Annotated in this window: 13 protein-coding genes; 6 read left to right on the forward strand and 7 right to left on the reverse strand. The window is 40.9% G+C overall.

The features are described 5' to 3' along the window. Nucleotides 1-135 precede the first annotated feature (135 nt). Nucleotides 136-1,626 carry a dipeptidase gene (locus QL229_RS03225; RefSeq protein WP_281546479.1) on the forward strand — a complete coding sequence of 497 codons (1,491 nt, stop codon included), beginning with the start codon at nt 136-138 and terminating at the stop codon, nt 1,624-1,626. Between the two features lie 69 nt (nt 1,627-1,695). Here the strand turns inward: QL229_RS03225 and QL229_RS03230 are convergent, their stop codons facing one another. The 4 genes from QL229_RS03230 to QL229_RS03245 all read right to left on the reverse strand — a co-directional run bounded on the left by QL229_RS03230 (nt 1,696) and on the right by QL229_RS03245 (nt 4,773). Continuing rightward, nucleotides 1,696-2,490, reverse strand: coding sequence for a putative porin (locus QL229_RS03230; protein WP_138558839.1), 795 nt, complete (start codon nt 2,488-2,490; stop codon nt 1,696-1,698). Between the two features lie 127 nt (nt 2,491-2,617). After that, nucleotides 2,618-3,046 (reverse strand): OsmC family protein, encoded by a 429-nt coding sequence (locus QL229_RS03235; protein WP_138558840.1) that lies wholly within the window; start codon nt 3,044-3,046, stop codon nt 2,618-2,620. Between the two features lie 88 nt (nt 3,047-3,134). Beyond that, nucleotides 3,135-3,287: a DUF2256 domain-containing protein gene (locus tag QL229_RS03240; protein ID WP_135925712.1), complete on the reverse strand. Its 153-nt coding sequence runs from the start codon at nt 3,285-3,287 to the stop codon at nt 3,135-3,137. Next, a complete protein-coding gene (locus QL229_RS03245) occupies nt 3,277-4,773 on the reverse strand; it encodes a deoxyribodipyrimidine photo-lyase (RefSeq protein WP_138558841.1) in 1,497 nt (498 codons plus the stop codon). The genes QL229_RS03240 and QL229_RS03245 overlap by 11 nt, the downstream gene beginning before the upstream one ends. Nucleotides 4,774-4,942: 169 nt before the next feature. Here QL229_RS03245 and QL229_RS03250 point away from each other — a divergent pair, with 169 nt between their 5' ends. Both QL229_RS03250 and QL229_RS03255 read left to right on the forward strand, forming a co-directional pair. After that, nucleotides 4,943-5,230, forward strand: coding sequence for an EF-hand domain-containing protein (locus tag QL229_RS03250; RefSeq protein WP_138558842.1), 288 nt, complete (start codon nt 4,943-4,945; stop codon nt 5,228-5,230). After that, complete coding sequence (locus tag QL229_RS03255) at nt 5,227-5,691, forward strand: hypothetical protein (protein ID WP_281546480.1); 465 nt, start codon at nt 5,227-5,229, stop codon at nt 5,689-5,691. Before QL229_RS03250 ends, QL229_RS03255 begins: the two co-directional genes overlap by 4 nt. Before the next feature lie 43 nt (nt 5,692-5,734). On the opposite strand, the gene QL229_RS03260 is transcribed toward QL229_RS03255, so the two are convergent. Continuing rightward, nucleotides 5,735-6,334, reverse strand: a complete 600-nt coding sequence (locus QL229_RS03260) for an NAD(P)H-dependent oxidoreductase (protein ID WP_135925708.1) — start codon at nt 6,332-6,334, stop codon at nt 5,735-5,737. Between the two features lie 188 nt (nt 6,335-6,522). On the opposite strand from QL229_RS03260, the gene QL229_RS03265 reads away from it, so the two are divergent. Beyond that, nucleotides 6,523-8,445, forward strand: a complete 1,923-nt coding sequence (locus QL229_RS03265) for a S9 family peptidase (protein WP_281546481.1) — start codon at nt 6,523-6,525, stop codon at nt 8,443-8,445. 32 nt (nt 8,446-8,477) lie between these two features. Here QL229_RS03265 and QL229_RS03270 read toward each other — a convergent pair whose 3' ends face one another. Together QL229_RS03270 and yghU are read right to left on the reverse strand one after the other, a co-directional pair. Beyond that, nucleotides 8,478-9,776 (reverse strand): MFS transporter, encoded by a 1,299-nt coding sequence (locus QL229_RS03270; RefSeq protein WP_138558845.1) that lies wholly within the window; start codon nt 9,774-9,776, stop codon nt 8,478-8,480. A 35-nt stretch (nt 9,777-9,811) separates the two neighbouring features. Beyond that, nucleotides 9,812-10,651, reverse strand: coding sequence for a glutathione-dependent disulfide-bond oxidoreductase (gene yghU, locus QL229_RS03275; RefSeq protein ID WP_135925705.1), 840 nt, complete (start codon nt 10,649-10,651; stop codon nt 9,812-9,814). A gap of 147 nt (nt 10,652-10,798) precedes the next feature. Between yghU and QL229_RS03280 the strand changes: the two genes are divergently transcribed. Then, on the forward strand, nt 10,799-11,185 hold the full coding sequence (locus QL229_RS03280) for an STAS/SEC14 domain-containing protein (RefSeq protein ID WP_135925704.1): 387 nt from the start codon (nt 10,799-10,801) through the stop codon (nt 11,183-11,185). Further along, complete coding sequence (locus QL229_RS03285) at nt 11,182-12,201, forward strand: endonuclease/exonuclease/phosphatase family protein (protein WP_138558846.1); 1,020 nt, start codon at nt 11,182-11,184, stop codon at nt 12,199-12,201. The genes QL229_RS03280 and QL229_RS03285 overlap by 4 nt, the downstream gene beginning before the upstream one ends. Nucleotides 12,202-12,203 lie beyond the last annotated feature (2 nt).

The raw sequence follows: 12,203 nt of genomic DNA on the forward strand, positions 1-12,203 counted from the left end.
AGGGTGAATGGCTATTGTACCTTGTTGTTATTTTTAAGCGATACATTTTACTTAAATTAGAGATATCATGTCCTAGTCAGAATCGTTACAATTAACGAGTACCTTTAAAAATCTTTTTAAACTCTGGAGCTTATCTTGAAACATTCATTAGTTGCTGCATTCTTATTAACTGCCTTCTCTAGTCAGGCTGATGTGTCTGAGCAAAGTGAAAAGCTGGCTAACTACGCGGTAGAGCAATATCAACAAGCGCAAATTCATACCTTAGAGAATTTAGTTTCTTACCCAACGGTGAATAAAGAAGGTTTAGCGACTCCTGATAACCCAGATTTCATTGGCTTTAAGTCGTTCTTAAAAATGAAAGCGGCGCAGTTTGGTTTTGATTATCAAGATTTAGGCTACACAGTGTTAATTGGCATGGGTAACCAAGCTGATAAAGTAACCATAGTAACCCATGGTGATGTGCAACCAGCCGATGCCAGTAAATGGCAGCAAAGCCCATTTAAAATGGATAAAACCTCTGAACCTGGAAAGCTAATTGCCCGTGGTACAGAAGACGATAAAGGTGCTATTGCCACAGCATTGCATGCAATGAAGGCGATTAAAGATAACGGCATTACTTTAAATAACCGCATTGAATTAATGGTTTACCTTGCTGAAGAGTCTGACTGGGCACCACTCGAAGAGTTTATGAAAACCTATCAGCAACCAAAATATGCTGTCACCATTGATGCTTCATACCCTGTGGTTGTTGCAGAAAAAGGCTGGAGCTTAATTGCGCCGACTTTTTCAGCAACCTCTGCAAAAACAGGCTTATATGTAAGTAATTTAAAAGGCGGTGCTTTTGTTAGCCAAATCCCTGAAGATGCCAGTGTGCTTGTGCATAACGCCGATGCTGCGACAGTAGCTAAATTACACGACAATGTCGCTAAGCTTAAAAACGTAAAAGTGGCGATGACAGAGCAAGATAATGGCTTGTTAGTGCAAGTGAAGGGGATTTCAGCACATTCATCTGAGCCAGAAGCGGGTGAAAATGCCATTGCGTATCTTGCAGAAATCTTCAAAGGCATCGACCTTGAGAACAATAGCTATGGTCAAGCAATTGAGTTTATTAATCAGCTAATTGGCCTTGATTTATATGGCGCGCAATTCGGTGAAATTGCTTACAAGCATGATTTTATGGGGCCGATGACTGTTTCGCCAACGTTATTAAGCCGCGATGGTAACGATATTAAATTGTCGGTTAATATGCGCCGTCCTGTTGGTAAACAAAAAGCTGTGCTCAAACAGCAAATTAATGAAGCACTTAGCGCTTGGCAAACCTCTAACAATGTCACGTTAAAAGACACAAAAGTGGTAATTGGTACGCCAATGCTGTTAGATGGTGCACCTCACGCCCAAGCTTTACTTGATATCTTTAAGCATTTTACGGGCGATAAAGACGCGGGCTTTGTGTCAATCGGTGGTGGCACCAATGCGAAGCTATTTGATAATGCTGTTTCATTTGGTCCATCAATGCCAGGTAAAAAGTACACAGGTCACTCAGAACATGAGTTTATTACCGAAGAGCAGTTAGCGCTGAACTTAAAAATGTACACTGCAATGATGATGAAGCTAGGTAATATGTAGTATCTGTATATCAAAAAAACGCCACTTTTAAAGTGGCGTTTTTGTTTAAAACTGTTGACTCATTACTGTTTAGAATTGGGCAACAAACTTGAGGTTGTAGAGTTCAGCTGAGCCGCTTTCAGTGTAATTAGCGGTTAAATAATATTTTTCATTAATAAAGTACTTACCTTGTAAAACGAGTTCAGAATCATCCAAACCTGCACCTATGGCATAGTGTTCGCCAAAGTAATAGCTGATCATGGCATTACTTGCTGAATCATTAACGCTGTCTTGATGGCCAACATCAACGGTAATGTAATGGCTGCCGCTTAAGTGATTAAAGTATCTGGCCGAGAGATTCCAAACGTCGAGTTCATCATCTGTTTCTGCGCTAAAACCAAGGTAATCCTTATCGTTGATTTGGAGGTTATACTGCGCTTTTAAGCGGAAATAATCATCACCATATTCACGCACATCCCTATTTACAGAAACTTTTAAGGCATCGGCAAATAAGTAGCCTATACCTAGAGTGTAATTGTCTAAATCCCTCACATCACTTATATCGGCTACAGCAAACCAGTTATTTAAAAAATACTCGCCAAATATACCAATGTCATTGTAATAGTCTCCTCCTGAGTAATTGACTAGGATGTTTGAATCTGTATCTAGGTAGCCATAATCATCGAGCACACCTGAGCTCTGCTGCTCTTCAAAGTAATAATGGCTTGCTAATTGGTAGCCATTAAAGCTATATCTGTCATGTTCTACGTGAGTGTAATTGATACTATTGAACCACTGTTTACTCACCTGTTGCTCTGTTGCGGCTGTTGAATAGCTTGAATAAGCGAGCGTTGCAAGTGCAATAGGGGCTAGTTGTTTAAACATACATATCCTTGTTGTATTTGGTTTTTGTTCCATAAAGATAATACAACAAGCAGGAATTTACATTGTAATAAAGTGTTGTGGGCCTGTTAGAATATGAAAAGGCCAAGCAGTGCTTGGCCGAACGGGATTAATTAAGCTTTGTGGTGAGTGATATCTCAGCATTCATGAGTTTTGAAATAGGGCAGCCTTGCTTGGTTTGCTCACAAAGTTGCTCAAATTTTTCAGTCGAAATATCACTTATCTTCGCACTAACATCTAGTGCGATATGGCTTACTTCGAAGCCATCGTCAACCTCATCTAGGCTAATGGTTGCTTTGGTGGTTATGTCGTCAGCCACAAAGTCTGCTTCGGTTAGTGCCAGCGATAGCGCCATGCTAAAACAACTGCTATGAGCAGCAGCAATAAGTTCTTCGGGGTTAGTGCCCGGTTTGCCTTCAAAGCGGGTGTTAAAGCCAAATGGCTGTTTATCAAGTGCACCGCTTTCACTAGAAATGTAGCCTTTGCCAGATTTAATATCACCAGACCAACTTGTATGTGCAGATTTTTTAATCGTCATCGTCATCTCCTTTGTAATTTTTTCGGCGACCACGAAAAGCTTTCAGGGTTTCGTGCCGAAAAGTGTGAGTTAACGATATAGTTGCAACTTAAACGCCAATATTTCTTTTCGCTTCGCGCTTGCAACGCTCAGAGCAATATTTAACATGCTGCCAGTCTCGTTGCCACTTCTTACGCCACACAAATGGCCTGTCACATACGGGACAGGTTTTGCTGGGTAAATTAAGTTTTTTATGTGCCATGACGTTGCCTTTTTAGGCTAATCACATGCTTACGCAGTACGGCTTTTGTGCCGCGTTTTACATCATCACGTTCTCGGAATGACCATAATCGCTCACGTGCTTGCTTGGCAGCCTTTTCTATATCGACCATAGGCTCGGGGTAGTCTTCGCCTAGTTTAAAGTTATTAAACAAAGCTTCCATTGGCGGCAGTTGCCATGGCTGGTGGATATCTTCTACAGGCAGCTCTTTAAGCTCAGGACACCATGTTTTAATAAATATGCCATCTGGATCTTTATCTTCAGATTGCTTTATTGGGTTATATAAACGAATGATGTTGGTTCCTGTGACCGATGCTTGCATTTGGATTTGTGGGTAATGAATTCCCGGTTCAAAATCTAAAAAATAACGCGATAAAATTAAACTAACAGGATGCCAGTGAATGTTCATATGGTGGGTCATAAAGCTGACTAACATAGCGCGCATTCTAAAATTAATGTAACCAGTTGCTTTGAGGCAGCGCATACAGGCATCAATAATAGGAATGCCTGTTTGGCCTTGCTCAAAGCGATTTAGGTGCTCATCAAGGTGATCATCATCGCGATAAGGGTAGTGCTGGTAGCCTGTGTTTTGCGGAGCAAACTCCATGCTGCATTGAGTTTCAAACTTTTGCATAAAATGGCAATGCCAATGTAATCGTGACTCAAAGGCATGCAATGAACGTCGCCAACTTTTAGGTTGTTTTGGTAGGTAGTATCTCAATGTTTGATAAACCTGTCTTAGGCTTAAATTCCCCCATGCTAAATATGGAGAGAGTCTTGAGCATGAATCTCTACTTTTTGATGGGCTTGAAATACCGCTTTGGTAGCCTTTAGCTCGCTGTTCTATAAAGCTTTTAAGACAGGCTCTTGCTTCATGAGGGCCGCCATATTGAAACTGAGGATCGTGGTTTAGAAAATCGTCAAAACACTCTGCTGCTTGATAATTATTAGGTAGTACGGCTTTAAAAGCTTGCCAATTTGGTTTTACGAGAGGTTGGTTCATCACCTCGTGCCAATGAGTTTGCCAATCAAACTGTTTTGGTCGTGCTCGTTTTACTCCTCCTAATGGCGTTTCATGCCATGGAATAGCTTTATTATTTAGCCAGAGTTTTACTTGTTTATCTCGCTCGAAAGTGTTGTAAAGCCCAATTTCTTCATGACTATAAACTCCAGCAATTTCAAACTCGTCATTGAGTGTTTCTAGCAATGTAATTATCTGTTGATTATAAATGGCGATTTCAGCGTTGTATTTTTCGAGTTGTTGGTTGATGTCTTTAAGTGACTGAGCAACAAAACGCCAGTGCCTTAAGCTGTAATGGGGGTCTTCGAGCAACAGTGGCTCAAAGTTATAAATCAGTATGCAGGGCAGGTCTGATGCAATCGCATTGGCAAGTGGTTGATGATCAGAAAGTCTTAGGTCACGTTTGAACCAAACAAGATTCACTTTTTGCTTATTTGAGCTTGCCATAATCGTTGTGTTGGAAAATTGTTTTGCTTTTCATACGTAACAAGTTACAACTTCGATTAATTGCTAACGCAATCCACAAAGTTTCCACATTTGTTGCATATTACCCACACACTTTTGGTTGGCATTCAGATTATGCTTACGGTCAATTGAATGACATAAGAGGTTCGCTATGAAGCATTTATCTGCACTTTCTGTTTTAGCTATTTCATTGTTAGCCACAGCGCCCGCTTGCTTTGCTCGCGACCATCAAGGCGGTCCACCTCCACGACCTGACTTTCCGACGATTGACATTGATGGCAATGGGGTGATTGATTTTACTGAGTTTAGTGAGCAGCCTGTGCCAGAAGATATGCTGCAAACCATTTTTAATGACATGGATGCTGATCAAAATGGTGAAGTAACTGAAGACGAGTTCAACAAACATAAACCACCAAAACGTAAGGAAAATCAACGATGATCAACAGTGTTTCATCGAGTGCGAATTTTCAGCCCATGCAACGACCGCAAGCAGAGCCGTTAACCAGTGAACAAACAGAGTTAATGAATGAAACCTTAGCTCAGTTTGATCCTGAAAACTTAACTGCAGAAGATGCACAATCCATTATGCAAACATTTATGGACGCAGGTATTCAACTTGGTCAAGAAATGGAAGCAATTATGGCTGAAGCTGGCTTTGATGCCGCTGAAGTCGGTGAATTAGGTCGTCCTGAAGGTGAACGCCCGCCTGGTCCACCACCGCCGCCAAGTGGTAACTCACTAGAGCAGGTTGATACTGAAGAGGTTGTCAGTTATTTAGATGAGTTGTTAGCGCAATATTCTGATCAACTGGGAGAAGAAGATAAAGAAGCGATTCTAGCCTCTGTGCAAGAAAAGTTTGCTTTATCTGAAGGTGATTCGCTGTTATCGGTCACAGCGTAAATCACAAAGCGGTCATGATGACCGCTTTTTTATACTTTGCTGATTATAGTGCTGCAGCAAATGTGTTGATTTCGTTTTTCGCTGCTTCTAGACTTTGCTCTGCGTCTGGCATCGCTAGGCCCTCAGCATAAATAAAGTGAACGTCAGTCATACCCACAAAACCAAGTACATCTTTTAAGTATTTAGTTTGTGTATCCATGTCGGTGCCTTGATAGATACCACCACGCGCTGCAAGTACCACTACTTTTTTGCCTTCAACTAAACCTACAGGGCCTTGCTCAGTGTACTTAAAGGTAATACCTGCACGGGCAATACGATCAATCCAAGCTTTAAATGTCGAAGGAATACCAAAGTTATACATTGGCATACCAATAACGATTAACTCGTTGTCGTTAAGTTCAGCGATTAAATCATCAGATATTGCAGCAAGTGCTTTTTGTTCATCATTGCGTTCGTTTGCATCAGTCATCCAGGCAGCCATTTCTGTCTGCGTTAAGTGAGCAATGGCATTGTCGCTTAAATCGCGAGTTGTTACTGAAATTTGTTGGTTGTTAGCAAGCTGCTCAACAAATTGTTGGCTAAGCTTGGTTGAATTACCTTGTTCACCATTTAAAGATGAATTTAACACAAGTACTTTTTTCATCATGTCACCTAAGAAAACTGAATTTGTGCAGTCATTATAATTAGCAAAAAATAAATTAATAATGCTTTTAATCGAGTACTTTGTTCGTTTTAAACGAATGATTGTCAGAGGTGAAATTTCTTACATAGTCTTTTATTTTCTTTTAATGTTATTATTTAGGAACAGTAAAAAATGAAATGGACTTTATGATGAAGTACTTACTGCTTTCACTATTTTCGGTACTAAGCTTAATGCCCCGTGCTGCTGAAAACACGCAACTCCCTGTAGAATCATTCGCCTCTTTACGGGCTTTTAGTCAAGTAAAGCTCTCACCAAATGGTAGTCATCTATCGTTTATTCGAAATGTAAATGGAGAGTTGGTGTTAACGGTTTATAACCGTAAAACAGAAGAAGTCAACTCTCTGATCCGCTCAGATAACCACACTATTTTCTTTGATTGGTATGAGTGGGCGAATGATGAAGTTTTGTTGATAGGTGCACGCCGTATCCAACGTCAATTTGGTGGCCCAAAATATTCAACAACTTTTATGTATGCTTATAACATTAACGATAAAGGCAAAGTTAGACCAGCCAATGAAGCAGACTTTAATCGTGACAAGCGGCAACCGCAATTTGGCGATCAGGTCATCAGTTTTTTACCGAGTAAAAAAGACAAAATCTTAGTGCAAGGTGACTTTGATTTTGCTAATGCGCCAGGTGTGTATGAACTTGATTTATATACACTTCGTAAAAAGAAAGTGCAGCGTTCATTCAACAAAGTTACCGATTGGATTATTGACCGCCAAGGCAATGTACGTATTGCCCTTAAAATGGATGAAGACGAATTTGAATATATTCTATATGACGAAGATAGAGATAAACGTAAAACATTATTCAAATATAAAGCATTTAGCCCTGATGTAGTAAGTGTTTTGGGCTTTGATAAAGACCCTAATATTATTTATTACAAAGCACTTAAAGATGGCTACGATGCGCTTTATAAAATGAACCTAACGACCATGAAAAAAGAGTTAGTGTTTAGCGATGATAACTCTGACTTCGACGGTCATATATTCTATTCACCTTTAACTGGTGAAGTCGCAGGGTTTACTCACTCACAGCTTGATGAGGGGATCCATTACTGGGATGAAGATTTAAGCAATCTTTATAATGGCTTACGCGCTGTACTGCCAGCAGATAAGTTTGATATTGATATTATTGATACCAGCAAAGATCAACGTCAATATGTGGTTTTGGTTACAGGTGAGCAAATCCCCGGCACCTATATGTTAGGTAACCGTGATACGAACGAGTTAACAGTATTTGTATCGGCATTTCCGGATATTGATGAGACAGTTTACAGCGGTAAAAAGAAAATCAGTTATAAAGCCCGTGATGGTTTAACTATTGAAGGGTATTTAACCTTACCTGTGGGTTATAAAAAAGGTGATAAATTGCCTACCATTGTGTTCCCACATGGCGGCCCAATGGCTAGAGATTACGCAGACTTTGACTACTGGACTGCGTTGCTTGCCTATAATGGTTATGCAGTGCTACAACCAAACTTTCGTGGTTCAAGTGGTTATGGTCATGAATTCGAAATGGCTGCTGTACAAGGTTTTGGTAAAGAAATGCAAGATGACTTGCAAGATGCCGCGAATTGGCTTGTTGGTGAAGGTATCGCTAATAAAGATAAAATCTGTATTGGTGGAGCAAGTTATGGTGGTTATGCCGCACTAATGGCGGTGGTTAAGCACCCTGAAACATTCAAATGTGCGGCCAGCTTTGCTGGTGTCACAGATCTTGAGCGTATTGTTAGTAAGGCACGATATTTCACCAATAAAGAAATTGTGCGTAAGCAATTTGGTACTGATGGCGATAAATTAGAAAAGGTCTCGCCAGTTAATTTTGCAAAACAAATTAATCGCCCAGTGTTACTCGTTCATGGTTCTGATGATAACGTGGTGCCTGTTTATCATAGCCGAGAAATGGAAGATGAGCTTAAAGACGAAGGCAAAGACGTTACCTATATTGAGCTTGAAGATGGTGACCACTACTTGTCGCATCAGCCTTATCGAATTAAAACATTGAAAGCGTTTTTAGAGTTCTTCGATAAGAATTTGAAAAACTAAAGAGAAAAGGCGACTTCGGTCGCCTTTTTGAATTAAGTTTCTGGTAAAAACCAAGCACTAATAGCGCCTACCAAGCCTAAAAGGCTATAAAATAATATAAGCTCGGCGGTGCTTAAGTACGCATTTAGTAAGCCAACGCTGCCAAGTAACAGTAAGATAACCCCGATCACTGTATTACTAACAGAGACATAGTCTGTACGCTTGTTACCTTCTGCCATATCAACAAGATAGGTTTTACGGCCAAGGCGTACTCCTTGATGAGCTACAGTGAGTAAAAAATAACACAGTGGTAATAACCAAAACTCATTGAGAGTGGATGGGCTTAAGTAAGCAATCAAATAAACAGCAAAGCCATTAAAAGTAACGAGTATCGCAGCAAGCACTAAAACGCGGCGACTAGACAAATCACTGAGCCTACCCCAAATAGGAGCGGATACTAAGTTTGCTAGTCCTGATAGCGCCATAAACGTAGCAAGCAATGAAAAGTCGAAAGCTTGTTCACTGGCAAGTACGATATAAAAAGGGGCGCTCAAGGCTGAGCACAATAACAATGCACGAGTAATTATAAAATGTGCAAATTGCTTGTCTTGGTAAAGCAGTTTTAGTTTTTTAAGAGCATGTAGCAAGCCGTTTTCAGCGCCTTCTGTTGCGCCTTTGTATTCTTTAATACGACTGTAACTAAGCGCTGCGAAAACCCACATAAGCACTGCTAGCATCAGTGCAATATACACTCCATTCTCATAACCAAGGCTTTGTAGATACCACAAACCAAGACCGAAGGTGAGTGTAGCAAATCCTGCAAAGCTGGCAGCAAGACCACTTATACCTCCGCGCTGTTGTTTAGGAATAACCTTACCTAATACATCTTTTGCAGCAATAGAGTTAAAGCCGCGAGCTAGGCTAAAAACAATCAAAAGAGCAATAATAGCAAACCCAGCGTTTGTACCTTGCAGCGTTAAAGCACAAACCAACATACCCACAATACACAAAGCCTGCACAATCGCGCCAATTACCCACACCCACTTTCTGACGGGCAGCTTACGAATGGCACTTGCTATCGCCAGCTGTGGCAACATAGAACCTGATTCACGAATAGGCACAAGCCAAGCAATAAAACTGCTCGGCACATTAATGCTTTGTAACAGCCAAGGTAGGGTTACCTTTGGGTTTAACAAGGCATCGGCAAACTTACTAAATAGTTGGCTCACTAATAAGGTAATAAAATTGCCGGGTACGACTTTACAAGCCGCCTCATCAATTGCTTTGCAGGCACGGGCATCTTCGGTGTTACTAAGGCGTTGGTATATGTCTTCTTTGCTGAGTTTTTTCATATAGTTAGTATTTATGAAAAAGGGCCGTTAAGCCCTTAAAAATCATCTTTAGAGTGGCGTTCAGCTAATTGTTCAGCTTCATCACCCCATGTGCGGTTTACTCGGCGACCACGTTTTACGGCAGGGCGACGTTCGATTTGTTTTGCCCAGCGTATTACATGACTATATGACTCGACATCTAAAAACTCAGCTGCATCATATAAATAGCCAAGCACTAGGCTGCCATACCAAGGCCAAATAGCAATGTCGGCAATTGAGTATTCACTGCCCGCCATATAATCATGGTCACTTAGGTGACGGTTTAACACGTCTAACTGACGTTTAACTTCCATTGTGAAGCGGTCAATCGGATACTGCATTTTATAAGGTGCATAGCTATAAAAATGGCCAAAACCACCGCCTAAGTAGGGGGCAGAACCCATTTGCCAAAACAGCCAATTGCGACATTCTGTTTTACTAGTATGATCGCTTGGGATCAGTGCATCAAACTTCTCTGCTAAGTACTGTAAAATAGCCCCTGACTCAAACACGCGAGTAACAGGTGTAGTACTGTGATCCATTAAGGCTGGAATTTTTGAATTAGGATTTACACTAACAAACCCAGAAGAGAATTGATCACCATCGCCGATCTTAATTAAAAATGCATCGTAGTCGGCTTCATCAATACCTAGCTCTAATAGCTCTTCGAGCATAATGGTGACTTTTTGACCATTCGGTGTTGCAAGTGAGTAGAGTTGAAGGTTGTGTTTACCAACGGGCAAGTCTTGTTCGTGGGTCGCACCTGAGACCGGGCGATTAGTCTTAGCCCATTCACCACCGTTTTCTGCATCCCATTGCCACACTTTAGGTGGCGTATAACTGTCGGTATTACTCATAGAAACTCCCTAAATTGTGCTTTAATGAATGTTATTACGAGATTACCATCCTAGTTGATCAACCTAAGCAAGGGAAGTAGAGTTATAAAATAGTATTATGTCGATATTGTTAACTTGTTAAGTTTAAATAATTTTCAGGAGGCTGTTATGAAAAAGCATGGCTTAGCTATTGGTTTAGAGCGAACAGGCACTACCTTTTACCTTACCTTAAAAGTGGTGGGTAAATTGACTCACGACGATTATTCGACCTTAACGCCACTGGTTGATAATGCACTTGCTTCGGTGCCTCGGGTCAAAATGAGAGTGTTTGTAGATATAACAGAGCTTGAAGGATGGGAATTACAAGCGGCGTGGGATGATTTTAAATTTGGCTTAAAACATAACAAAGAGTTTTGTCGCATTGCGGTACTGGGTAATAAAAAATGGCAACAAGTTGCTAGTAAAGTTGGTAATTGGTTTACCAGTGGCGAAGTTAAGTATTTTGAAGATGCAACAATCGCTCGCGAATGGCTATATGAACAAGGACATAAGTGACAGACTATAATCAATTAAAGGTCGCAACATTTAATTTATATAATTATTTAGCGCCACCTGACGCATTTTATGATTTTCAGCGTATTTATAGTGCTGAGCAATGGGCCAAAAAGCAGCGCTGGTTGGCCGATTACCTTAAAAATCAGCAGCCAGACATTATTGGCTTTCAAGAAGTCTTCAGTATCAATGAACTGAAACAACAAGTTAACGCAGAGGGTTACCCCTATTTTGCAGTAGTTGATGAGCCAACTGTTATTGATGACTTTATTTATCGCGATCCAGTTGTCGCGATTGCCTCACGTTATAAAATTGTCGATGTAAGTCAGGTTGAGGCAGAGCAAGATGATGCTTTAGCCATGGGCTTAAGCGCTAATTTCAACTTTAGTCGCCGCATTATTCGCGCGACACTTGAAGTACCTCACTTAGGGCAGGTCGATTGCTATGTGGTGCACTTTAAATCAAAGCGCAGCATGCTCCATCATCAGGATGATGAAAGCCACAGTGAACAGCAAAACTTAGTTATGCAGTTAAAATCACAAGCTCTTGGGCGCTGGGCATCCAGCATACAGCGTGGCAGTGAAGCCGTATTGTTACTCGTTGAAATCATTAAACGCAGAGCGCACAGCAATAACCCGGTGATTGTAATGGGGGATTTTAATAATGAGTTACACGATGGCGTGCTTAACCACCTAATAGCTGATCATCTTCGCTTTAGCGGTCATAGGCAAAATAGCCCATCTCGTTCAGAGTTTAAACTACAAGATAGTTGGCAACTGTATCAGCGCCATGTTGTAATCGAAAATGATAGAGAAGCAACCCACTATTTTGGCAGTAGCAGCTCAGTGTTTGATTATATTTTGTTATCTCGAGAGTTTGATGCCGGGTTTCAGAGCAGTTTTTTTGAAGTGGTGGATTATCACACCTACGATCAGCACTTGATCAACCCGCAATTTGCCTATGATGATCAAAGCACCGACCATGGCGTTGTGATGGTGACAATGAAGCTGAGAAGCTAGAA

This window comes from Pseudoalteromonas sp. PAR1 (assembly GCF_947311895.1).
GTDB lineage: Bacteria > Pseudomonadota > Gammaproteobacteria > Enterobacterales > Alteromonadaceae > Pseudoalteromonas > Pseudoalteromonas lipolytica_C.